Raw genomic sequence first — 21,292 nt, 5'->3', positions numbered from 1 at the left:
TCAGTCCTTGTCCGGGATCCCGTGTACCACGCCCGCGGTATTCTCCAGCAGGCTCTTGGTCGCGGTCTGGATGAACGACTCCAGCTTCTTCTGTAGCTCGGCCTGGTCCGGTACGTCCTTGGTGATCACCGCCTTGGCATCGCCGCCCAGCTGGTAATCGTAGACGCGCACGTCACCGTCCTTCGGCCGCACCAGGATGCGGTTGCCGGAGACGATGGCGACGTTCTGCTCGCTGCCCGACGGCTTGATCACGCCGAAGCCCTTGTCGCCTTCCGGCAGGTTCAGCAGGTCGCGGCCCCAGCACTGGTGGACGGTCTCGCCGCCGAGCAGGCCCATGATGGTCGGCACGATGTCGACCTGGGTACCGACGGTCGGCAGGTGGGTACCGAACTTCTCCTGGATGCCGGGGGCGATCAGCAGCAGCGGCACGTTGAAGCGGTGCAGGTCCATCTCGGTGAGCTGCTCGGGGCTGCCGAAGCCATGGTCGCCGACCACCACGAAAAGGGTGTCCTTGTAGTACGGCGACTTCTTCGCCTTCTCGAAGAACTGGCCCAGCGCCCAGTCGGAATAGCGCATGGCGGTCAGGTGCTCGTCGAGCGAACCGTAGCCGGTCACGCGCTCCACCGGCAGGTCCTTCGGCAACGCGTAGGGCACGTGGTTGGAGAGGCTCTGCAACAGCGCATAGAACGGCTTGCCGGTGCTCGCCAGCTTGTCCAGCTCCTCGTTGCCACGGGCGAACATGTCCTGGTCGGAGACGCCCCAGGTCGGATCGGAGAACACCGGGTCGACATAGTCGTTGCGGCCGATGAAGGTGGTCATGCCCTGGTTGCTGAAGAAGCCGGACTGGTTGTCCCAGGCGAAATCGCCGTTGTAGACGTAGACGTCCTCGTACTGGCGGGCGCTGAGCAACTGCGGCAGGCCGGAGAACTTGTGGCCGCCCTCCGGGGTTTGCATCAGGTATTCGAAGCCCGGCAGGTTGGGGAAGCAGGCCATGGTGGCGAACATGCCCTGGTGGGTATGGGTGCCGTTGGAGAAGAACTGGGTGAACAGCAGGCCTTCCTTCGACAGCTTGTCGAAATACGGCGTGATGTTGCCCGGCGCGCCCAGGGCGCCGACATAGTGGCCGGCGAAGCTTTCCAGCAGGACCACCACCACGTTGCGGATCGGCAGGGTGTTCGCCGCCGGCGGGGTGAACTCGCGGCGCACCGCGGCCTCGTCGGCGTCCACCAGCTTGTCGTTGGGGGTCAGCAACATCTGCCGGGTGGTCTCCAGGGCGACCTTGTCGTCCAGGGTGGCCTTCCAGATGTTCGCGCGGTCTTCGGAGAAGCGCTCCTTGGCCGCCTTGACCAGGGTCAGGGTGCCGTTCAGGCCCAGTTGGTTGGCGAACATGGATTCGGTGGTGAAGGCATCGCCCCAGCGCAGCGGCGGGCCCTGGCGCAGGGTGCCGCGGGCGGCGAGGACGCAGACCAGCACGCAGAGGAACAGCACCACGCCGCGCACGTACCAGGGCGCGGCAGCGCCCGGCCGGGCGATCACGCTGTCTTCGCGCGGCTTGCGCTGGCTCGGGCGGGTCGCCAGGTCGATGGCCTTGAACACCCGGTACAGCACCCAGGTGGCGAAGGCCCAGGCCAGCAGGTAGCGGACCACCGGGAAGCCGTACCAGAGCATGCTCATGACGGTCTTCGGGTCTTCCGACATGTACTGGAAGACCAGGCTGTTCAGGCGCTGGTGGAACTCGCGGTAGAAGTCCAGTTCGAGTACGCCGAGGAACAGGGTGATGCTGGCGAACAGCGTCAACCATGTACGGAACAGGCCGCGAGCGGCCATCGCGCGTACCGCGAACAACGACAGCACCAGCGGCGCCACGGCATAGACGACGACCCGCAGGTCGAAACGCACGCCGTTGCCGAACGCCTCGAGGAAGGTGCTCGCCGGGGTCGCGCCGATCAGTTCGCGGTTGTAGATCAGCAAGGCCAGGCGCAGCAGGCTGAACATGACCAGCAGCACCAGCGCGCTGAGCGCGGTGAACGCCAGGTGGCTGCGGATGGTGGGCTGGAACAGCCGTGGGGGCGATTGGGTGGTTCGGACTTCCGTTTGGTCCATGTTTACAATTCGCTCTTCTGTCGTTCGATTTCGAGAATGCGGTCCCGCCCCTGCTCGGCCAGCAGGTAGCGGCCGGGCCCGATGGGCAGTAGGGACTGTGCGGAACGCAGGCGCCGTACGATCACCTGCAGCGGCCCGTCGGGCGGCAGCAGCAAGGCTCGCGCGTTATGCGTCGAGTCCTCGGTGATCCACAGGCCTTCGCTGTCGCACAGCAAAAAGCTCGGTGCATTCAGTCCGTTCAGCACCACCTCGTCCTCGGCCCCCTCATGCAGACGCATGACGTGGCCACGTTTCTTTTCCGTGTAGAAGACGCTTCCGTCCGGGCAGGCGGCCACCCCTTCGGAGCGCTGCAATCCCTCGCGCAGTACCGTCAGTCCGCCGGTCTCCGGGTCGTAGCGGAGAATCCGCCCGTCCAGGTCGCGATCCTCGGCGGCGTACAGGTAGCGGCCGTCGCTGGCGACGCCCTCCACCTGGATGCCGTCGAACAGCGGCCGGGCCTGCTGGGCATGCCACCAGAACACCGGCGAGGCGCCCTGCTCCTGGCTGATCGCGATGCCGTCGCGGAAGCTGGCCATGCCGTCGGGCTTGGACAGCCCGTCGAGCACCGTATCGCGGCTGCCATCGGCGGCGATGCGGAACACCAGGCCCTTGCCGTCCTGCAACTCCTGGCTCACGTAAAGCAGGCCGTCCGGGTCGCGGGCCAGGGCGCTGACGTGGGGAATGTCCTCGAGCACTACCCGGTAGGTCCAGCCGGATACGGTGGCCGCCGGGGCGAAACGTTGCCAGCCGAGGAAGGCCAGGGCGATGAAGAGGACGCTACCGAGCAGGCAGGAGACTACTACGCCGCTCTGGCGCAATCGTTTGGTCAGCATTCGATGCACTCAAGGACAAAACTGCCATTTATAGCCATGGCAACGGAAAAAAGCGCGCAGATTTTCCCGGATCGATTGTGAAAAAAATGTTAGCTGGCAGTAACAGGGGATGTCGGAGCGACGCATGAAAAAGGGCCTTGCGGCCCTTCCCGGTGAAGCGTCAGTCGTTGTCCTGCTTGCCGATGGCCTGCAGCACGTACTGCGGCAGAGCAAACGCGCCCAGGTGGATATCGGCGTTGTAGTAGCGGGTGGCGATGCCGCTGTCGCGGAAGCGCTGGCGCAGCGTTTCCAGCGGAAGGCGACGCAGGCCTTCGCGAGTCGAACCCCAGGCGAAGGTCATGGCGCCGCCGATATAGGTCGGCACCGCCGCCTGGTAGAAATGCCAGTCGGCGAACAGCCCGTCGGTACGTGCGGCGGTGGTGCGCACTTCCTCCAGTTGCATGAACGGCGTGCCGTTCTGGGTGACCAGGATGCCGCCCTCGTTCAGGCAGCGCCGGCAGGCCTGGTAGAAGTTCTCGGAGAACAGCACCTCGCCAGGGCCGATCGGGTCGGTGGAGTCGGAGATGATCACGTCGAAGCGTTCTTCCGTGGTAGCCACGAAGCGCATGCCGTCGTCGATCACCAGGTTCAGCCGCGGGTCGTCGAAGGCGCCCTGGGAGTGGTTGGGCAGGAACTCCTTGCACATGTCGACCACGGTGCCGTCGATCTCGACCATGGTGATCCGCTCGACGCTCTTGTGCTTGGCCACCTCGCGCAGCATGCCGCCGTCGCCGCCGCCGATGATCAACACGCGCCGGGCCGCGCCGTGGGCGAGGATCGGCACGTGGGTGAGCATCTCGTGGTAGATGAACTCGTCGGCCTCGGTGGTCTGGATCACTCCGTCGAGCGCCATCACCCGGCCCATCCGGGCGTTTTCGAAAATCACCAGGTGCTGGTGCTCGGTGCGCACCTCATGCAGCATGTTGTCGATGCTGAAGCGCTGGCCGTAGCCCTGGTACAGAGTTTCCTGATAATCGCTCATGGGCCGGGATCTCCCTGGTAAGGCTGCAATCTGGCAGCGGGACTTGCCCGCGCCGCGAAGAAAGGCGCGCATTCTACGCTGGCGGCAATGACAGGTCGAACCCCGCCGGCGGATGGCGCCGGATGCGCCGGACGGGTATCGTCTGCCCATGAGCCAGCCTACCTCTCCCCTCGTCCTGCACCTGCCCTACCAGTCGCCCTGGGAATGGCGCCAGTTCCACCAGCATTTCGCCCTGCGCCTGCTCGCCGGTGTCGAAAGCCTGGGCGACGACCACTATGCCCGCAGCTTCCGGGCCAACGGCCGCCCGGCCTGGTTCGAGGTGCGACCGCTGGCGGAACGCCAGGTCCTGGCGCTGAGCCTCAGCCCGTCCGCCCATGCCCTGGCCGCCGAACTCGAGGCACGGGTCCGCCGGATGTTCGATCTGGACAGCGACCCGGCCGCCATCGCCCGGCATTTCGCCGGGGATCCCCTGCTCGGCCCGCTGGTGGCCGCCAATCCGGGGCTGCGCCTGCCGGTGGCCTTCGACCCCTTCGAACAGGCGGTGCGCGCCATCGTCGGCCAGCAGGTCACGGTGAAGGCCGCGGTGACCATCACCGGGCGCCTGATCCAGCGCCTCGGCGAGCCGCTGGAAAATCTCGGCTACGACGGCATCAGCCACCTGTTCCCGACACCCGCCGCGCTGGCGCAAGCCAACCTCGACGGCATCGGCATGCCCGGCAAGCGGGTACAGACGCTGCAACGCTTCGCCGCGGCGATCGCCTCGGGAGAGCTGAGCCTGGACCTGGCGGACGGCCCCGAGGCGCTGGTGGAGCGCCTCTGCGCGTTGCCCGGCATCGGCCCCTGGACCGCCGAATACATAGCCCTGCGTGCCATGGGCGAAGCCGACGCCTTCCCCGCCGCCGACCTCGGCCTGCTGAAATCCACGGTCTGGGGGCCGCAAGGCATCGATGCGCGCAGCCTCAAGGCCCGCGCCGAGGCCTGGCGGCCTTGGCGCGCCTACGCCGCGATCCACCTGTGGCACCACTACGCCGCAGGCGGCTAGCGCCGCGGCGGGAGGCTACAGCCTGACGTTGCCGCGCGGGCCGGCGATGGCCCAGATGATCAGGCCGAGCACCGGCAGGACGATGATCACCAGGACCCAGATGATCTTCATCCCGGTTTCCGCAGTGCTTTTCAGGATGTTGACGATGGCCCAGATATCCAGGGCCAGGATGACCAGGCTGATCAGCCCGCTGAGGGTGGACCCCATGGCGCGATGCTCCCGAGCAAGAGTGTTCCCTCAGGATAGCCGGCGCGCTCACTCCACGACGATGTCGGCGAAGCTGGCCACCGTCGGATGGCCGTCCAGGCTGCCGCCTTCGCGGGCCAGGCCGAGCGTGCGCATGCCCGCGTCGCGCGCGGCATCCAGCTCCTGCACCACGTCGGAAAGGAAAAGGATTTCCGCGGCCGGCAGGCCGATGGCCCCGGCGATCCGCGCATAGGAGGCGCTTTCCCGCTTCGGCCCGCTGGTAGTGTCGAAGTAGCCGGAAAACAGCGGGCCCAGGTCGCCGGCCTCGGAACAGCCGAAGATCAGCTTCTGCGCCTGGATCGAGCCGGAGGAATAGACGTACAGGTCCAGCCCACGGGCCTTCCACTCGCGCAGCGCCTGTACCGCGTCCGGGTAGACGTGGCCCTTCAATTGACCGTCGCGGTAGCCCTGGGCCCAGACCATGCCTTGCAGGGCCTTCAGCGGCGTCGCCTTGCGGTCCTCGGCGATCCATTGCAGGAGGATCGCGATCGCCCGCTCGACATCGGCGTCCGCCTCACCGCTCTCGGCACGCACCGCCGCCAGTTGCGCGGCTACCTCGGGCTCCCCGGCGTGTTCGCGGACGAAGTCCGGCAGGTGCCGGGCGGCATAGGGAAACAGCACGTCGAAAACGAAGCTGACCGCGCTGGTGGTGCCTTCGATGTCGGTGAGGATGGCTTTGATGGTCATGCGGACTCCGGATGAAACCGCCCCCGGCAGGACCGGGGGCGCGGATGGTGACGGATGGGACGGCGCCTCGCTCAGTCTTCCAGCAGGGGGAAGCGGCTGGCGATGTCGTCGCCGGTGAACTGGGCGACCCAGCCCTCCGGGTTGTTGAACAGGCGCACGGCGACGAAATGCGGGTGCTCGCCCATGTCGAACCAGTGGCGCGTGCCGGCCGGCACCGAGATCAGGTCGTTGCGCTCGCAGAGCACGGCGTAGACATGCTCCTCGATATGCAGGACGAACAGGCCGCGCCCGGCGACGAAGAAGCGCACCTCGTCTTCGCCATGGCGGTGCTCGTCGAGGAACTTGGCGCGCAATTCGGCCTTCTGCGGGTGGTCGCTGTTCAGGCTGACCACGTCCACGGTGATGTAGCCGCGCTCGCGCTTGAGCCGCTCGATCTCGTGGGCGTAGGCGGCGATCACCTCGTCCTGGCTGGCGCCGGCGGCGATGGGCGCGGCGGCTTCCCAGCGTTCGAAACGGACGCCGACCTCGGCCAGGGTCGAAGCGATGTCCTCGGCATGGGTCAGCAGCTTCAGCGGCTGCTCCGGCTGGTTCTCGTGATAGACGGTAAGGCTGCTCATCGGCTCAGACTCAGTACTTTCAGTTCACACTCGAACAGAAACTCGAAAGCTTCCACCTGACGCAGGGCATCGCTCATGCGCGCGCCCCAAGTGTACAGCCCGTGGCCGCGGATCAAATACCCCGGGCAGTGCGGATGCGCCTCCAGCCAGGGCTGCACGCGGCTGGCCAGGCGGGCGATGTCCTGGTCGTTGTCGAAGATCGGCACCTCGACCTGGCCTTCGTGGGTGGTGACCCCGGCGAAGGCCTTCTGCAGTTCGTAGTCCTGCAGCACCAGGCGGTCGCCGCGAACCAGGCGGGAAAGCACGGTGGCATTCACCGAGTGGGTATGCAGCACCGCGCCGATCGCCGGGTTCCAGGCATACAGCTGGGTGTGCAGGAGGGTCTCCGCCGAGGGTTTCTTGCCCGGTTCCAGGCTGTTGCCGGCCAGGTCGGTGGCCAGCACGTCGTCGAAGCCCAACTGGCCCTTGTGCTTGCCCGAGACGGTGAGCAGCGCGCGCTGTTCGTCCAGGCGCGCGGAGTAGTTGCTGCTGGTTGCCGGCGACCAGCCGCGGCCGTAGAGGAACCGGCCGGCGTCGATGATCTGCTGGGTCAGCTGTTCACGGTTGTCGTTCATGCCCGCACCTCTTGCAAACGGGTACTGATGATAGCGGCTGCCAGCAAGGCTGCCAGGCTGGCGATGGCGAAGGTCCAGGCAGGGCCCAGGCTGTTCCAGCTATAGCCGGAATACAGCGCGCCCAGGGCTCCGCCGGTACCGGCCAGCGCAGCATACAGGGCCTGGCCCTGACCCTGCTGGCGCGGGCCGAAGCTACGCTGCACGAAATGGATGGCAGCCGCATGAAAACTGCCGAAGGTGGCGGCATGCAGCGTCTGGGCAAAGACCAGCAGCGCCAGGCTGTCGGCCAGGTTGCCGAGAAGCAGCCAGCGCAGCGACGCCAGCAGGAAGCTCGCGGCCAGCACCTGGCGCAGGCTGAAACGTTGCAGCAGGCGTGGCATGGCGAGGAACAACATGACCTCGGCGACCACCCCCAGCGCCCAGAGCAGACCGATCAGCGCCCGGCTGTAGCCCAGCGATTCCAGGTGCAGGGTCAGGAAGGTGTAGTACGGCCCATGGGACAGCTGCATCAGGCACACGCACAGGTAGAACGCCAGCACGCCCGGCTGGCGCAACTGGGCGAGGAAGCCGCCCTCGCCTTCGCGCGGTTCGCGATGGGCCGGCTGGGCATTGGGCACCCACCAGCTGCACAGCACGATGCCGAGCATGATACCCAGCAGCGTCGCCGGGTAGACATCCAGGCTCAGGCGCTCGAACAGCGCGCCGAGACCGACCACGGTGCAGATGAAACCGATCGAGCCCCACAGGCGAATCCGGCTGTAGCTGGCGCTGCGCTCGCGCAGGTGGGCCAGGGTGATGACCTCGAACTGCGGCAGCACGGCGTGCCAGAAGAACGCGTGCAACGCCATCACCAAGGCCAGCCAGGCGTAGCTGTGGCTGACGAAGATCAGCGAGAAGCCCAGCGCCGTGCATACCGCGCCGAAGCGCACGATGGCCAGGCGCTGGCCGCTGCGGTCGCCCAGCCAGCCCCACAGGTTGGGCGCGACGCAACGCATCAGCATGGGAATCGCCACCAGCTCGCCGATGCGCGGGCTGGGGAAGCCCAGGTGATGGAAATACAGGGCGAGGAACGGCGCCGTGGCGCCGAGCAGGCTGAAATAGAAGAAATAGAAGCTGGACAGGCGCCAGTAGGGAACCGCGCTGGTCACGATCCGCCGTTCACCCGTCCCGCACCGCGGCCTGCCACAGCCCTCACAGCTGCGGCAGGACCGGCGTGTCGACGCGCACGTCGGCGTTCTGCCCACGCTGGCGCAGCAACTGGTCGAGCAGGACGATGGCCATCATCGCCTCGGCGATCGGCGTGGCGCGGATGCCGACGCACGGGTCGTGACGGCCCTTGGTGATCATGTCCACCGGCTCGCCGGCGGTATCGATCGAACGGCCGGGAGTGGTGATGCTGGAGGTCGGCTTCAGCGCCAGGTGGGCGACGATCGGCTGGCCGGAGGAGATCCCGCCGAGGATGCCGCCGGCATTGTTCGACAGGAAGCCTTGCGGGGTCAGTTCGTCGCGGTGCTCGGTGCCGCGCTGGGCGATGCTGGCGAAGCCGGCGCCGATCTCCACGCCCTTCACCGCGTTGATGCTCATCAGCGCATGCGCCAGTTCGGCGTCCAGGCGGTCGAAGATCGGCTCGCCCAGGCCCGGCGGCACGCCTTCGGCAACCACGGTGATCTTCGCCCCGACCGAATCCTGGTCGCGGCGCAATTGGTCCATGTAGGCCTCCAGCTCCGGCACCTTGTCCGGGTCGGGGCTGAAGAAGGCATTCTGCTCGACGCTGTCCCAGCTCCTGAACGGAATCTCGATCGGCCCGAGCTGGCTCATGTAGCCGCGCACCTGGATGCCCAGGCCCGCCAGGTATTTCTTGGCGATAGCCCCGGCGGCCACGCGCATGGCGGTCTCGCGCGCCGAAGAACGGCCGCCGCCGCGGTAGTCGCGCACGCCGTACTTGTGGTGGTAGGTGTAGTCGGCGTGGGCCGGGCGGAACAGGTCCTTGATCGCCGAGTAGTCCTTGGACTTCTGGTCGGTGTTGCGGATCAGCAGGCCGATCGGCGTGCCGGTGGTCTTGCCCTCGAACACCCCGGAAAGAATCTCCACCTCGTCGGCTTCCTGGCGCTGGGTGGTGTGCCGGCTGGTGCCGGGCTTGCGCCGGTCGAGGTCGCGTTGCAGGTCCCGGGCGGACAGTTCCAGCCCCGGGGGGCACCCATCGACGATGGCGACCAGCGCCGGGCCGTGGCTTTCGCCTGCGGTGGTGACGGTGAAGAGCTTGCCGTAGGTGTTGCCGGACATGCGAGGCTCCGCGTGAGGACGAGAGGGAAAGACATCGGAGTATACCCGTCAAGGACGGGCCTGCGAACCTTCCCCGGAGGACGCGATCAAAGCGCTATCATCGGCCCATGAAGACCTCCATGCCGCGCGCCCTCCTCGCCCTGTTCTGCCTGCTCGCCAGCCTGGCCCACGCCGCTCCCAACAGCATCCTGCACCGCCCCTACGACCTGGACACCGGGCACGGCGTGCTGCGCGGCTCCTTGCTGCTGCCGCGCAGCGCCGTGCCGCCGCCGGTGGTCCTGCTGGTCGCCGGCTCCGGTCCCACCGACCGCGACGGCAACAACCCCTTCGGCGGCAACAACCGCTACCTGCTGCGTCTCGCCGAGGCCCTGGCCGAACGCGGAATCGCCAGCGTGCGCTACGACAAGCGTGGAGTCGCCCGCAGCCTGGCGGCGGCGCCGCGCGAGGAAGACCTCAGCGTCGGCGCCTATGTCGACGACGTGGTCGCCTGGAGCGAGCGGCTGGCCCGCGACCCGCGCTTCTCCCGGCTGATCCTGGTCGGCCATAGCGAAGGCGCGCTGATCGCCAGCCTGGCGGCGCCTCGCACGCCGGCCGAGGAATTGATCGCCATCGCCGGCAGCGGCCAACCCATCGACCGGGTGTTGCGCGAGCAACTGCGCGGTCGCCTGCCGCCGGCGCAACTGCGCCAGGCCGACTCGGTGCTGGCTTCGCTGAAGGCCGGCGAGACCCGCAGCGATATCCCGCCGGCGCTCTCCAGCCTGCTCCGACCCAGCGTGCAGCCGTACCTGATCTCGCTGTTCCGCGAAGACCCGGCCCGCGCGTTCGGCCGCCTGCGCATCCCGACCCTGATCGTCCAGGGCCGCAATGACATCCAGGTCGGCGTCGCCGACGCCAAGGCGCTCCAGCGGGCCAAGCCCGACTCGCAACTGGTGCTCATCGACGGCATGAACCACATCCTGCGGATCGCCCCGAGCACCGGTCTGCAGCAGCTTTCCGCCTACAACGACCCGAACCTGCCGCTGGCCCGGCAACTGGTCGAGGCGGTCAGCCGCTTCATCCTGCGCGGCGCAGACGCGGAAAAAGGCCGCTGAGCCGCTACAGAAATCGCTTCCCGCGCCGACAAGTTCTGAAAGCCGGCCCGTGAAGGCGGCCGGCCAGAGGATGTCCGATGATCGATAGCGATACCCAACCGGCCGCAGAAGAAGCCGAGAAGAAACCGCCGCACCCCTGGGCCGAACTGGCGCCGGAGCATTTCCGCCTGCTCCGCCTGGCGCCGCTGCCCACCGACCGCGCGACCGGCGCCCGCCCCCTGCGCTTCGTCCAGCTCGGCAGGGTCGAACGGCACAGCGCGGACCAGAGCCTGCTGCGCCTGAGCATCCAGGTGCCAGGCCTGATGCTGCGCAAGGAGCAGAACCTGCTGGAGGTCTGGGCCGATCATCGCAACAAGGAAGTGCGTTTCGGCTCGGACGCCGGGCTCAGCCTTGAACCCTTGAACCGCGGGCTGGGCCGTTTCCTGCTGGCCCAGGCGATCGCCTGGGCGCAACGACGCTGGGCCCACTACAAGGTGGAAGGCGGCGCACTGGCGCTGAAGGATGGCCTGACCGAAGACGCACGCCTGCGCCGCGACCATTTCATCCGCGCCCAGGGCTTCGACGTCAGCTATGAGGACCAGCGGTTGCTCAAGGCCCGCTACAGCGCCGGCCGGGTCAGCGAGCTGCACAGCGATTGGCACAAGGACAAGGTGCAGATCGTGCCGCTGCTGGACGCCGCGGCGATGCTGGAACAGGCCGAGCAGACCCTGCAGGCCCAGGATGCGGAGATCCGCCAACTGGAACAGCGCATCAACCACTACCGCCGCGACGACACCAGCTTGCGCTTCACCATCGCCTGCCTGACCGCCTTCGCGGTGTTCCAGGCCGGCCTGCTGATCTGGATCGCCACTCACTGAACCGGCGGCACCAGCCGCCTCCGATCACTTTTCCAAGCGCGAACGGAACAGTTCCCGGTGCTCGCGGCACTGCGCGGCGGACAGCATGAACACCCCGTGGCCGCCGTGCTCGAACTCCAGCCAGGTGAAGTCCACTTCCGGATACAGCGCCTGCACATGGACCTCGCTGTTGCCCACCTCGACGATCAGCAGGCCTTTCTCGCTGAGGTGGTCGGCCGCCTCGGCGAGCATCCGTCGCACCAGGTCCAGGCCGTCGTCGCCGCAGGCCAGGCCGAGTTCAGGCTCATGATGGAACTCCGCCGGCATGTCGGCGAAATCCTCGGCATCCACGTAGGGCGGATTGGACACGATCAGGTCGAAGCGCTGGCCGGGAAGCCCGGCGAAACCGTCGCCCTGGACGGTGTAGACCCGCTCGCCGAGGTCGTGGCGCTCGATATTGACGTTGGCCACCTCCAGCGCATCGAAGGACAGGTCGGCGAGCACCACCTCCGCCTGCTCGAACGCATAGGCGCAGGCGATGCCGATGCAGCCGGAACCGGTGCAGAGGTCGAGGATTCGCGCCGGCTCGGCCGGCAGCCAGGGCGCGAAGCGCTGTTCGATAAGTTCGGCGATAGGCGAGCGCGGCACCAGCACGCGTTCGTCGACGCTGAAGGGAATCCCGCAGAACCAGGCTTCGCCCAGCAGGTAGGCCGCCGGAATCCGTTCCTCGATGCGCCGCCGGAGGATCTCCGCCAACTCGGCGCGTTCATCGTCTTCCAGGCGGCAATCCAGGTAGCTGTCAGAAATTTCCCAGGGAAGGTGCAGGGAGCCCAGAACCAGGTGGCGCGCCTCGTCCCAGGCATTGTCGGTGCCGTGACCGAAGAACAGGCCGGCGGCGTGGAAACGGCTGACAGCCCAGCGGATGTAGTCGCGCAGGGTGAGCAGACGGGACTCGGACATGACGGAATTGCTCCTCGCAACGCACAAAAGGGCGACATTCTAGCCGATCGCGCCGGAGCTGGCCTCCAGCGCGGGAAGTCCATACCACTTTAGTGCGCATGCGGCAAAGGTTCACAGGCTCGCCGATAGGGGCCAGAATGAAAGGCATGTGCCTTCTCAGGAGTAGTGACATGCCTCATCCGCTCACCCTTTTGCAGATCAGCGGACGCGGCTACCCGCCAGCCCCCCTTCGGCAGAGCACCTTGCTGATCATCGATGCCCAGGAAGAGTACCGCAGCGGCGCCCTGAGCCTGCCAGGCCTGGACGCTGCCGCCGCGGAAATCGGCGTGCTGGTGCAGGCAGCCCGCGCCAACGGTACGCCCATCGTGCATGTGCGCCACCTGGGTATCCAGGGTGGCCTGTTCGATCCGCAGGGTCCGCGCGGCCAGTTCCTCCCGGAACTGCAACCGGAAGCCGGGGAAAAGGTCGTGGAGAAACGCCTGCCCAATGCCTTCTCCGGCACCGAGCTGCACGACCTGCTGCAGAACCACGGCCGTCTCGACCTGATCGTCTGCGGTTTCATGACCCATTCCAGCGTCAGCACCACCGTGCGCGCGGCCAAGGACTACGGCTACCGCTGCACCCTCGCCGACAGCGCCTGCGCCACCCGCGACATACCCACCCTGAACGGCGGGGTCCTGAGCGCCGCGGACCTGCAACGCGCCGAGATCGCCGCCCTCGGCGACAACTTCGCGGCGATCGTCGCCCAGGCCCGGGACCTGCTCTGACCGCCCATCCAGCCGCCCTCCCGCCCCGCCCTGCGGAGGACTAGTCTGCCTGCAGGGCCATGGCTTGCGGCGAGAAGACGAGCGGCGCACGGTTTGCCCACGGCTCCCGGGAATCCGGGAACCCGGCCGGAAGGTTCCGGTCCTAGCCCCGATGACACACGAGGAAGTCGGGATGAAGCTGTCCGATAGTTTCGATGCGCGCCGGCTGCGCCCGCGCCGGCCGAGAGTCTGGCGCTGGCGCCTGGCGGCGGCGTTCGCGGCCCTGGTGGCGAGCCTGGGCGTGCTGCTGTCGCTGGCCGGCACCTCGGCCTTGATCGGCCGCCAGCCGGCTGTCGGCATGCTGCATATCGAACCCGCCGCCGGCGGCGTATTGCTGGCCCTTGGCCTGCTGTCGCTCTGCCTCGGCGTGTTCTTCTGGCGTTTCAGCCGCCGTCGCAGCCGCCGCAACAGCGACCTGAGCCTGTCGCCGAACCTGATGAAAAAGCGCGACTGAGCGGGCTGCCGGCGTGCGGCCGATCCGGTAAACTGCGCCGCTTCGCGGAGGCTCCCATGCAAGACGACGACTTTTCCCTGTTCAAGAGCGAGATGCGCGGCGTCAAGCGCATCTCGGTCGATCGAGCCGATACCGGCAAACCTCGCAACGACCGCCAGCAACTCAAGCAGCGCCAGCTCAATGCCAGCGTGCGCAACGACGAAATCCGCGTCGACGGCCTGTCCGACCAGTTCGTCATCGACGTCGGCCCCGAGGACGAGCTGTCCTGGGCCCGCGACGGCGTCCAGGAAAGCCAGTTGCGCAAGCTCAAGCAGGGCCTGGTGCCCTTCGACGGTAGCCTCGACCTGCACGGCATGAGCGTGGAGAAGGCCCGGCAGACGCTATGGGACTTCCTTGCAGAGGCCACCCGCCTGGAAATCCGCTGCGTGCGCGTGACCCATGGCAAGGCCGCGCGCAAGGACGGACGCAGCCCGCTGGTGAAAAGCCACGTCAATACCTGGTTGCGCCAGCACCCGCAGGTGCTCGGTTTCACCTCCTGCCTGCCACGCCACGGCGGCACCGGTTCGGTCTACGTGATGCTGCGCAGGACCATGCTCGAAGGCCGCGACGAGTAGCCGGCAAGCGCCGAGTCTTGCCAGCGGCCCGGCGACGTCCTACCCTCCGCGCTGGTAATCGTCTGACTGGAACGCTCATGTCCCTGGAACAACACTACTCCTCGATCCTCACTCAGCTCGGCGAGGACGTTAACCGCGAAGGTCTGCTGGACACGCCCAAGCGTGCCGCCAAGGCCATGAAGTACCTGTGCCGCGGCTACCAACAGAGCCTGGAAGAAGTCGTCAACGGTGCCCTGTTCAGCTCCGACAACAGCGAAATGGTATTGGTCAAGGACATCGAGCTGTACTCGCTCTGCGAGCACCACCTGCTGCCCTTCATCGGCAAGGCCCACGTGGCCTATATTCCGAACGGCAAGGTGCTCGGCCTGTCGAAGGTCGCGCGGATCGTCGACATGTACGCCCGCCGCCTGCAGATCCAGGAGAACATGAGCCGGCAGATCGCCGAGGCGGTCCAGCAGGTCACCGGCGCCCTCGGCGTCGCGGTGGTGATCCAGGCCCAGCACATGTGCATGATGATGCGCGGCGTGGAAAAGCAGAACTCGTCCATGGTCACTTCGGTGATGCTCGGCGAATTCCGCGACAACGCCGCCACCCGCAGCGAATTCCTCAGCCTGATCCGCTGAGGCCAGGTCCGCTGGCGAAAGAACCGGCCCCTCTGGGCCGGTTTTGCGTTTCCCTCCCCGGCGATCAGCCGAAGAAGCGCTTCATCGAGCGCGACAACCAACCGCCCTCGCTCTTGTCCTTGACCAGTTCGGACATGCTGTGGCGTACCGCATCCACGTAACCGGCGTCGTCGTTGCGGATGTGGTTGAACAGCCAGCGCGAGAGCAAGCCCTTGAGTTCGTCGCCGACATCCTCGCCGGCCTGGAAGCGCACCCGGTACTCGGAGACCCGGCGGATGAACAGCTCGTGGATCTTCTTGTGCGCCCGGGAAAACTGGTAGCCGGCATCCTCCATCAGGGTTTCCTCGAAGGCGAAGTGCGACAGCGTGTAGTCCACCAGCTCCTCGATCACCTCGGCGATCGCCGCGTGTTCCTTGCCTTGCTGGGCGTCGTGCAGGTGATTGATCATCTCGACGATGCGTTTGTGTTGATTGTCGATGACCTGAATACCGGTATTCAGGTCATCCTGCCAGACCAGATGCGCCATGATGACTTCCCCCAAGCGAACAGCGAACGGCCTTTCCGAACGGCCTGGGGCCAGGGTATTTTTGTGACGCAGTACGGGTATTGACGCCGGTCAAGCGGGACAAGATGTTAATGAATTTCGCATGAATTCATTCGCCCCCCTCGCGGCGGCATGCCCGCTCGATCCGCTCGGTTTCGCGCGGCTGAACATCCGCCATCGTCGCCGGAAAGCGGCGTCACCAGTGGTCCCGACAGGACAGGAAGGAAATGAACCTGATCGCGCACGTGGAAATATCGGTGTCCGACCTGGAGAGGGCGATGCGTTTCTACGCCTCGGTGTTCGGAGTGGCGTTCGGCGAGGTAGCCACCCTGCACGGAAGCAGAATTGCGCATTTCCCCTTCGAGGAAGGTCGTGACGGTGCCAGCGGCGCACTCGCCGAGGGCGACGTCTACGTGCCTACGCTACATGGGGCGATCATCTACCTGAAGGTCGCTGACCTGGATGCCGTCCTTGCCCGGGCCCTCGGCGAAGGCAGCGAAATCCTCTTCCCGAAGACGCCGCTTGGCGACGGCGTGTTCATCGCCGAGATCAGGGACAGCGAAGGCAACCGTATCGCCCTGCAGGGCGCTTGCGGAGAGCGGCCGTAGAGGCCATGCAAACCGAGCGCCGCCGGCTCAACGGGCAAGAACGCCGGCCAGCCAGGAACGCCGCGCGCCCAGCGCTTCCTGCAATTCGCGGACGCCGATGCAGCGCCGTTCGGGATCGAGGCTCAGGGCGGTACGCAGCGCCGGCCAGCAGCGCCGAGGCAGGTGTCCGGGCGCGCGCAGCTGGCGCTCCAGCCCCTGCTCCCGGGCCTGGTTCGAGGGCAGGCGGCGGAACGGATGGCGACCGTCGGCCAGTTCGTAGAGGACGCAGGCCAGCGCATACAGGTCGGCTGCCGGCGACAACGGCGCACCCTCGAGCAGTTCGGGAGCGGCGTAGCCCGGGGTCCAGGCGTCGATGCGGCCCCGGCTGAGCTGCGGCAGGCCGTCCAGGATGCCTGCCTGCGCCTGGCCGAGGCCGAAGTCGAAGAGCCGCACGCCCTCCTCGCCGAGCATCACGTTGCTCGGCTTCAGGTCGCCATGCAGCACCCCTTGTTCGTGGACATAGGCCAGGGCGTCCAGCAACGGCCGGGCGATCGCGCTCAACTCGGACCAGGGCAGGCCTTCGGGACGCTCGCAGAGCAGGCGATCGAGCGGCAGGCCAGGCATGAGTTCCATGACGATGTAGGCGCGCTGGCAGACGGTGTCGACGTCGAAGGTGAACAGACGCACGACGTTCGGATGGCGCAAGCGCCGGGTCAGGGCGAACTCGCTATAGAGCAAGGCGCTGGCGTCGGGTGACTCGGCGACCGATTCGTTGAGCAGCTTCAACGCTACCAGCGGCGCCGGGTCGCCGAACTGCTCATGGAGCAGGTCCCGGGCACGGTATACCGTGCCCATGCCGCCGGCGCCGAGCATCCGCTCCAGACGGTAGCGCCCGGAAAGAACGTCCGGCAGCGGACCGGGCAACACGGCCGGCAGGTCCGGCGCCGAGGCGGTCGGGGCGGCGAAGGCGAAATAGGTCAGGTTCGCGCCGCCCTCCTCCTCCGGCAGCAGCTCCAGCGACGACAGCGGTTCGTTCATTGACGGATCACCACGGCCGTCAGGTTGTCCCGCGCGGCGCCGCTCAGGGCGCCGTCGAACAGCCGCTCCACCGCCACCTGCGGCGATGCCAGGCTCAACGCGCGGCCCAGCGCATCGGCGCTCAGCTCTTCGTAGAGCCCGTCGCTGCAGAGCAGGAAGACATCACCGGGATGCACCTCCAGTTCCAACACGTCCAGCACCAGTTGTTCGCTGGCGCCGACGGCACGGGTCAGCGCGCGCGCCGAGGGATAGGCGCGCGCCTGCTCGATATCCATCCGCCGTTCGTCGACCAGTCGCTGCAACAGCGAGTGGTCGCGGGACAGCTGGTACAGCCGCTGGCCGCGCCACAGGTAGCAGCGGCTGTCGCCGACCCACACGCAGGCCGCCCGCGAACCCTCCACGACCAGCGCCACCACCGTACTGCCGATGATCCTGTCGCCGCGTTCGGCGCTGAGGGTGAGTTCCTCGCCCAGGCGCCGGTTGAGCCAGTGCAGGCACTGGCGCATCGCGTTCAGGCGCTCGTCGAATCCCGCCCGGGCCGGCAGTTCCGCCAGGCTGGTGACGATCATCCGGCTGGCCAGGTCGCCGGCCTGGTGCCCGCCCATGCCATCGGCGACCGCCCAGAGCCCGCGATCCGGGCAGTCCAGGAAGGCATCCTCGTTGCGCGCGCGGACCTTGCCGCGATCCGTGCGCGCCGCGCTGCGCCAGGGCTCAGTGCGTTGCATCAGAGCTGCACCGGCATGCGGAAGCTGCGCAGGACCGCGAGATCGAACGGATTCGGCGTGCGCTGGGCGAGCAGCAGGTAGTTGGCGCGCAGGCCGCCCAGGTCGGCCTTGAGCACCATCACGTCACGCCCGCTGAGGTACTCGGTCTGCATCAGGTCGAACAGCCTGAACAGCGACCAGGGCCCGGTATTGCGTTCGATTCCCACCGGTCGCCCGGCCATCTTCTCCAGCACCAGGCTGGTGCGGCCGCCGTCGGCGTCGCTGGGCCACTTGAACGACATCGGCACGATCGGGCCGTGGCGGTATTCCATGGATTGACCGTCGAAACGGAACTCGGCGCGGCTGACGCCAGGATCGAGGGTATAGGGCTCCAGACGGAAGCGCACCTGCGGCTCGGCCGGGTTCTCGGCGAAGAAGCTCTGGCGGATCACCTGGGCCGTGCCCATCTGGTCGAGATAGACCTTGGACATCGGCAGGCTGTAGCCGTCCACGCTGCGCAGGCGATAGCTGCCCGGGTCGCCGCTGACGAAGGGCCGCATGTAGGTTTCGAAGAAGCGTTCGGCGACGCCCTGCGCCTTGAAGAACTCGCGGAAATCGCTGACCGCGACATCGCTGGCGCTGTGCGCGTTGAACGGGTAGCGCTTGTTGATCGCCTTGCTGTAGAAACCGTACAGCTCGCTCTGGTAGCGCTGGTTGAGGTACAGGTAGGCATCGCCGAGGACCAGCCGCCAGGCGTCTTCGGCCAGCACGCTGAACCATCCGCCAAGCGGTCGCGGCAGTCGCGCGGAGGCGTTGCGCAGGTTGCTCAGGGCATCGCGCTGGCCGCCCATGCGACTCTTCGCCATGTCGAAAGCCGCCTGCTCCGGCTGGCTGGCGCGCGCCAGTCCGGCGAGTTGCAACTGCAACTCGTTGAGCGCCTGCAACAGCGGAGTGAGGTCGGCCGCCGGGCCGTTGTTATCGTCGAGCAGGCGATGCAGGGGCTCGAAGCGGCGTTGCAGGGACTTCTTCGCGGTATCCGGCAGGTTCTTCGCCAACGCGTCCCTGGCCTTGCCGGCCGCCGCGGCGGCCGCCTTGCCCAGCTTGCCGCCCTTTTCCGCGGCCTTGTCGCTGGCCTCTGCCAGCGCCTCGGCGCTCTCCGCCAGGACCGGGAAACGGGTGTTCTCACGGACCTCCAGCAACAACTGGAGGATCGGCGAGTTGGCGGCGAGCAGCCCGGAAACCTGGTCGGCGCCCTCGCCGGCATCGTTGAACGGCAGCAGGCCCAGGCGTCCGACCGCCTCGCTCCAGAAGTTCGCGTAGTCGCGGAAATACAACTGCTCGAGTTCGACCATCAGGCGCCGCAGGTCCATGTCGCTGATCCCGCTGCCCTCGCCCAGGACCCAGTTGTCGCGAAGGATGTCGTTGACCAGGCTGGCGCCCTGGACCACGAAGTACTGCTGGTAGCCCTGCTGGGTGTAGAACCCCGGGATCACGTAGTCGGTGCCGACGAACAGACCGGCCTGCGGCCCCAGGTGCTGGCCGAAGCGATACTCGGGCAGGCTTCGCGCCTGTTCGCGCAGCACCCGGTAGACCACGTTGGCCAGGGACTCGCTGCGCAGCACCTGGCGCGCCTGGGCCACCAGGGTGTCGTTCAGCGGATAGCTGAACGGTTGCTCGAGCAGACGGGCGAAATGCGTGTTCAGGCCATTCTGCACGGTGCCGTTGCCGGCATAGCGCTGCGACCAGTCGTTAGCCACCCAGTCCTTGAGCCATCCGTTCTCGCGGCGCTCGCGCAGATTCAGCATCAGGTAGGCCCGCAGGCTGTTGAGCAGGCGTTCGCGATTCTGCATGTTGCCGCGGATCTGCGCTTCGAGCATCCGCGCCACGCGCGGCAGCAGTTGCGTCTCCAGCTCGCGGCGATAGGCAGCGGCCAGCGGTGGGTTGACCTCGTTGCCCTGGTACAGCCCGGCGCGCTCGTGCAGCGAGACTTCGCCTTTGGGCGGAAACACGGTGGTCGCCGCATAGCTGCTATCCAGCGTCTTCAGCGCCGCCATGGCGTCATCGCGCTCGCCAAGCGCCTGGCGCTGCTGGGTCCATTGCTGCGCCAGCTCGCGGACCCGCTCCAGGCGCTCGTGGTTGGCCGAGAAACCGCCAGCCCAGAGCAGGCCGAATAGCAGAAGGAGCGCCAGCGAGCCGACGTACAGGGCGCGCTGGCCCCAGTGGATGCGCGTGCGTTCGCGGCGATCGAGACCTGCCAGGTTGGCCTCGGGGAAGATCACCTGGCTCAGCAGGTGATGGATGAAGCGCGAGCGCCCGTTGCGCAGGGTCGGCAGCAGGCCGCTGGCGATCCCCAGGTTGGCGCCGATGCCGGCGGTGTCCTCATCCAGCTGCTGGGCCAGGTGCGGCGCACTGGTCAGGTAGAAGCCGCGCAGGCGGCTGGCGCGCTGGTAGCGGTTGCCGGTGAAGGCGAGTTCGACGAACAGGCACAACCGCTCGCCGATCTGGCCAAGCTGGTGCGGGAAGTCGAGGATGCGACCGCGACGCAGGGTATCGCGCTCCTGGTGGATGCGCATGATCACCTGGCTGTTCAGGCGTCGCAGAAGGTCCTCGAACGCCTGGCGCAGGACCGTCACATCGGTGCCGTTCTGCTCCTTGCCGAAGCTGGTGCCCAGAACCTGGTCGCTCTCCTCGCGGCTCAACTGGTCGAAGAACTCGTCGAAGCCGAGCAACTGGTCGGCCTTGCTCAGCACCAGGTAGACCGGCAGATCGAGGTGCAGGGTCTGCTGGATTTCCTGCAGGCGCGCGCGCACCTGGCGAGCCAGCGTATCCAGCGCCATCTCGTCGTCGCTGAGCAACGTTTCCACCGGAATCGACACCATCACGCCATTCAGCGGCCGTGCGCGGCGGCGCTTGCGCAACAGGCCGAGCAGGGTCGCCCAGGCGCCCCCGTCGACCTCGCCGTCGGCTTGGGTCAGGTAGCGCCCGGCGGTGTCGATCAGGACGCCGTGGTCGGCGAAGTACCAGTCGCAGTAGCGCGTGCCGGCGGTATCGCGGGTCAGCTTGCGGTCGATCCGGTTGATCGGGAACTCCAGTCCGGAAAAGTCCAGCAGGCTGGTCTTGCCGCTTCCCTGCGGGCCGATCAGCAGGTACCAGGGCAGCTCGTTGCGCCAGCGCTCGCTACGACCGCGGTACAGGCTGGAGGTCTTCAGGGTGCGCAAGGCGTCCTTGAAGCGGCTGCGCAATTCCTTCTGTTCGTCTTCGATCAGACCGTCGCGGCGCAAGCGCTCCTGGCCCTCGTCGCTGTCCTCGACGGCCTTGCGCCGCACTCCGGCGCGCCAGCTGACGAAGACCATCGCCAGCCCCCAGACCAGGAACATCAGGCTGATGCTCAGCAACCGCGAGGTCGGGCTTTCCCAGAACTTGTAGTCGGCGACCGCCAGCAGCGGCCCGACGAACCACACCAGCAATGCCGCCAGGAGTACCAGCAGCAGCGTCCAGACCCACGTCTTGCGCAGGAAGGCGCCGACTTTCTTGAAGAAGTTTTTCATTT

The 21,292-nt window shown here is 67.1% G+C and carries 22 protein-coding genes; 8 read left to right on the top strand and 14 right to left on the bottom strand.

All coding sequences use genetic code 11. The annotated features are described in order from the left end of the window. The 3 genes from LT948_RS10755 to speE all read right to left on the bottom strand — a co-directional run bounded on the left by LT948_RS10755 (window position 1) and on the right by speE (window position 3,996). Window positions 1–2,103, bottom strand: coding sequence for an LTA synthase family protein (locus tag LT948_RS10755; RefSeq protein WP_003087666.1), 2,103 nt, complete (start codon window positions 2,101–2,103; stop codon window positions 1–3). 2 nt (window positions 2,104–2,105) lie between these two features. After that, window positions 2,106–2,975 (bottom strand): YncE family protein, encoded by an 870-nt coding sequence (locus LT948_RS10750; protein ID WP_003087664.1) that lies wholly within the window; start codon window positions 2,973–2,975, stop codon window positions 2,106–2,108. 160 nt (window positions 2,976–3,135) lie between these two features. Further along, window positions 3,136–3,996 carry a polyamine aminopropyltransferase gene (gene speE / locus LT948_RS10745; protein WP_003103196.1) on the bottom strand — a complete coding sequence of 287 codons (861 nt, stop codon included), beginning with the start codon at window positions 3,994–3,996 and terminating at the stop codon, window positions 3,136–3,138. A gap of 148 nt (window positions 3,997–4,144) precedes the next feature. Here speE and LT948_RS10740 point away from each other — a divergent pair, with 148 nt between their 5' ends. Next, window positions 4,145–5,038, top strand: coding sequence for a DNA-3-methyladenine glycosylase family protein (locus LT948_RS10740; RefSeq protein ID WP_003087659.1), 894 nt, complete (start codon window positions 4,145–4,147; stop codon window positions 5,036–5,038). 15 nt (window positions 5,039–5,053) lie between these two features. Here the strand turns inward: LT948_RS10740 and LT948_RS10735 are convergent, their stop codons facing one another. The 6 genes from LT948_RS10735 to aroC all read right to left on the bottom strand — a co-directional run bounded on the left by LT948_RS10735 (window position 5,054) and on the right by aroC (window position 9,485). Then, window positions 5,054–5,245, bottom strand: a complete 192-nt coding sequence (locus LT948_RS10735; protein WP_003087658.1) for a PLDc N-terminal domain-containing protein — start codon at window positions 5,243–5,245, stop codon at window positions 5,054–5,056. 48 nt (window positions 5,246–5,293) lie between these two features. Next, window positions 5,294–5,971, bottom strand: coding sequence for an acireductone synthase (mtnC, locus tag LT948_RS10730; RefSeq protein WP_003087657.1), 678 nt, complete (start codon window positions 5,969–5,971; stop codon window positions 5,294–5,296). 71 nt (window positions 5,972–6,042) lie between these two features. Continuing rightward, window positions 6,043–6,588 (bottom strand): 1,2-dihydroxy-3-keto-5-methylthiopentene dioxygenase, encoded by a 546-nt coding sequence (locus tag LT948_RS10725; protein ID WP_003087656.1) that lies wholly within the window; start codon window positions 6,586–6,588, stop codon window positions 6,043–6,045. After that, entirely contained in the window at window positions 6,585–7,202 is a 618-nt protein-coding gene (locus LT948_RS10720; protein WP_003103182.1) for a methylthioribulose 1-phosphate dehydratase, read from the bottom strand. The genes LT948_RS10725 and LT948_RS10720 overlap by 4 nt, the downstream gene beginning before the upstream one ends. Further along, entirely contained in the window at window positions 7,199–8,350 is a 1,152-nt protein-coding gene (locus LT948_RS10715) for an MFS transporter (protein ID WP_003087654.1), read from the bottom strand. The genes LT948_RS10720 and LT948_RS10715 overlap by 4 nt, the downstream gene beginning before the upstream one ends. Before the next feature lie 43 nt (window positions 8,351–8,393). Continuing rightward, window positions 8,394–9,485 carry a chorismate synthase gene (aroC, locus tag LT948_RS10710; protein WP_003087653.1) on the bottom strand — a complete coding sequence of 364 codons (1,092 nt, stop codon included), beginning with the start codon at window positions 9,483–9,485 and terminating at the stop codon, window positions 8,394–8,396. A gap of 107 nt (window positions 9,486–9,592) precedes the next feature. On the opposite strand from aroC, the gene LT948_RS10705 reads away from it, so the two are divergent. Together LT948_RS10705 and LT948_RS10700 are read left to right on the top strand one after the other, a co-directional pair. Then, the gene (locus LT948_RS10705) at window positions 9,593–10,576 is read left to right on the top strand and encodes an alpha/beta hydrolase (protein WP_003132885.1); all 984 of its coding nucleotides are present in this window, start codon (window positions 9,593–9,595) and stop codon (window positions 10,574–10,576) included. A 77-nt stretch (window positions 10,577–10,653) separates the two neighbouring features. Then, window positions 10,654–11,433 carry a hypothetical protein gene (locus tag LT948_RS10700; RefSeq protein ID WP_003087649.1) on the top strand — a complete coding sequence of 260 codons (780 nt, stop codon included), beginning with the start codon at window positions 10,654–10,656 and terminating at the stop codon, window positions 11,431–11,433. 24 nt (window positions 11,434–11,457) lie between these two features. On the opposite strand, the gene prmB is transcribed toward LT948_RS10700, so the two are convergent. Then, window positions 11,458–12,372 (bottom strand): 50S ribosomal protein L3 N(5)-glutamine methyltransferase, encoded by a 915-nt coding sequence (gene prmB / locus LT948_RS10695; RefSeq protein WP_003087648.1) that lies wholly within the window; start codon window positions 12,370–12,372, stop codon window positions 11,458–11,460. Window positions 12,373–12,542: 170 nt separating this feature from the next. On the opposite strand from prmB, the gene LT948_RS10690 reads away from it, so the two are divergent. The 4 genes from LT948_RS10690 to folE all read left to right on the top strand — a co-directional run bounded on the left by LT948_RS10690 (window position 12,543) and on the right by folE (window position 14,869). Continuing rightward, entirely contained in the window at window positions 12,543–13,139 is a 597-nt protein-coding gene (locus LT948_RS10690) for a cysteine hydrolase family protein (protein WP_003110433.1), read from the top strand. A 172-nt stretch (window positions 13,140–13,311) separates the two neighbouring features. Continuing rightward, window positions 13,312–13,632, top strand: a complete 321-nt coding sequence (locus tag LT948_RS10685; protein WP_003087644.1) for a hypothetical protein — start codon at window positions 13,312–13,314, stop codon at window positions 13,630–13,632. A gap of 56 nt (window positions 13,633–13,688) precedes the next feature. Next, on the top strand, window positions 13,689–14,246 hold the full coding sequence (locus LT948_RS10680) for a Smr/MutS family protein (RefSeq protein ID WP_003087642.1): 558 nt from the start codon (window positions 13,689–13,691) through the stop codon (window positions 14,244–14,246). A gap of 77 nt (window positions 14,247–14,323) precedes the next feature. Next, complete coding sequence (folE, locus tag LT948_RS10675; protein WP_003087639.1) at window positions 14,324–14,869, top strand: GTP cyclohydrolase I FolE; 546 nt, start codon at window positions 14,324–14,326, stop codon at window positions 14,867–14,869. A 64-nt stretch (window positions 14,870–14,933) separates the two neighbouring features. Here the strand turns inward: folE and LT948_RS10670 are convergent, their stop codons facing one another. Then, complete coding sequence (locus LT948_RS10670) at window positions 14,934–15,395, bottom strand: bacteriohemerythrin (protein ID WP_003087637.1); 462 nt, start codon at window positions 15,393–15,395, stop codon at window positions 14,934–14,936. A 245-nt stretch (window positions 15,396–15,640) separates the two neighbouring features. Between LT948_RS10670 and LT948_RS10665 the strand changes: the two genes are divergently transcribed. Further along, entirely contained in the window at window positions 15,641–16,021 is a 381-nt protein-coding gene (locus LT948_RS10665) for a VOC family protein (protein ID WP_033939766.1), read from the top strand. A 27-nt stretch (window positions 16,022–16,048) separates the two neighbouring features. Here LT948_RS10665 and LT948_RS10660 read toward each other — a convergent pair whose 3' ends face one another. The 3 genes from LT948_RS10660 to tssM are packed head-to-tail and all read right to left on the bottom strand — an operon-like array spanning window position 16,049 to window position 21,290. Next, on the bottom strand, window positions 16,049–17,038 hold the full coding sequence (locus LT948_RS10660; protein ID WP_003140077.1) for a serine/threonine-protein kinase: 990 nt from the start codon (window positions 17,036–17,038) through the stop codon (window positions 16,049–16,051). Next, entirely contained in the window at window positions 17,035–17,763 is a 729-nt protein-coding gene (locus LT948_RS10655; RefSeq protein ID WP_003087627.1) for a PP2C family protein-serine/threonine phosphatase, read from the bottom strand. Before LT948_RS10655 ends, LT948_RS10660 begins: the two co-directional genes overlap by 4 nt. Further along, window positions 17,763–21,290, bottom strand: coding sequence for a type VI secretion system membrane subunit TssM (gene tssM / locus LT948_RS10650; protein ID WP_023091981.1), 3,528 nt, complete (start codon window positions 21,288–21,290; stop codon window positions 17,763–17,765). The genes LT948_RS10655 and tssM overlap by 1 nt, the downstream gene beginning before the upstream one ends. Between the last annotated feature and the right edge of the window lie 2 nt (window positions 21,291–21,292).

This window comes from Pseudomonas sp. CP-1, assembly GCF_021213715.1.
Lineage (GTDB): Bacteria > Pseudomonadota > Gammaproteobacteria > Pseudomonadales > Pseudomonadaceae > Pseudomonas > Pseudomonas aeruginosa.
The sequence above is the reverse complement of the archived record's forward strand: the minus strand, read 5'-3'. Positions and strand labels throughout refer to the sequence as shown.

Bases quoted from the DNA above. Each gene is read 5' to 3' on its own strand.
- LT948_RS10755 (WP_003087666.1), bottom strand. From the start codon at position 2,103: ATGGACCAAACGGAAGTCCGAACCACCCAATCGCCCCCACGGCTGTTC.
- LT948_RS10750 (WP_003087664.1), bottom strand. From the start codon at position 2,975: ATGCTGACCAAACGATTGCGCCAGAGCGGCGTAGTAGTCTCCTGCCTG.
- speE (WP_003103196.1), bottom strand. From the start codon at position 3,996: ATGAGCGATTATCAGGAAACTCTGTACCAGGGCTACGGCCAGCGCTTC.
- LT948_RS10740 (WP_003087659.1), top strand. From the start codon at position 4,145: ATGAGCCAGCCTACCTCTCCCCTCGTCCTGCACCTGCCCTACCAGTCG.
- LT948_RS10735 (WP_003087658.1), bottom strand. From the start codon at position 5,245: ATGGGGTCCACCCTCAGCGGGCTGATCAGCCTGGTCATCCTGGCCCTG.
- mtnC (WP_003087657.1), bottom strand. From the start codon at position 5,971: ATGACCATCAAAGCCATCCTCACCGACATCGAAGGCACCACCAGCGCG.
- LT948_RS10725 (WP_003087656.1), bottom strand. From the start codon at position 6,588: ATGAGCAGCCTTACCGTCTATCACGAGAACCAGCCGGAGCAGCCGCTG.
- LT948_RS10720 (WP_003103182.1), bottom strand. From the start codon at position 7,202: ATGAACGACAACCGTGAACAGCTGACCCAGCAGATCATCGACGCCGGC.
- aroC (WP_003087653.1), bottom strand. From the start codon at position 9,485: ATGTCCGGCAACACCTACGGCAAGCTCTTCACCGTCACCACCGCAGGC.
- LT948_RS10705 (WP_003132885.1), top strand. From the start codon at position 9,593: ATGAAGACCTCCATGCCGCGCGCCCTCCTCGCCCTGTTCTGCCTGCTC.
- LT948_RS10700 (WP_003087649.1), top strand. From the start codon at position 10,654: ATGATCGATAGCGATACCCAACCGGCCGCAGAAGAAGCCGAGAAGAAA.
- prmB (WP_003087648.1), bottom strand. From the start codon at position 12,372: ATGTCCGAGTCCCGTCTGCTCACCCTGCGCGACTACATCCGCTGGGCT.
- LT948_RS10690 (WP_003110433.1), top strand. From the start codon at position 12,543: ATGCCTCATCCGCTCACCCTTTTGCAGATCAGCGGACGCGGCTACCCG.
- LT948_RS10685 (WP_003087644.1), top strand. From the start codon at position 13,312: ATGAAGCTGTCCGATAGTTTCGATGCGCGCCGGCTGCGCCCGCGCCGG.
- LT948_RS10680 (WP_003087642.1), top strand. From the start codon at position 13,689: ATGCAAGACGACGACTTTTCCCTGTTCAAGAGCGAGATGCGCGGCGTC.
- folE (WP_003087639.1), top strand. From the start codon at position 14,324: ATGTCCCTGGAACAACACTACTCCTCGATCCTCACTCAGCTCGGCGAG.
- LT948_RS10670 (WP_003087637.1), bottom strand. From the start codon at position 15,395: ATGGCGCATCTGGTCTGGCAGGATGACCTGAATACCGGTATTCAGGTC.
- LT948_RS10665 (WP_033939766.1), top strand. From the start codon at position 15,641: ATGAACCTGATCGCGCACGTGGAAATATCGGTGTCCGACCTGGAGAGG.
- LT948_RS10660 (WP_003140077.1), bottom strand. From the start codon at position 17,038: ATGAACGAACCGCTGTCGTCGCTGGAGCTGCTGCCGGAGGAGGAGGGC.
- LT948_RS10655 (WP_003087627.1), bottom strand. From the start codon at position 17,763: ATGCAACGCACTGAGCCCTGGCGCAGCGCGGCGCGCACGGATCGCGGC.
- tssM (WP_023091981.1), bottom strand. From the start codon at position 21,290: ATGAAAAACTTCTTCAAGAAAGTCGGCGCCTTCCTGCGCAAGACGTGG.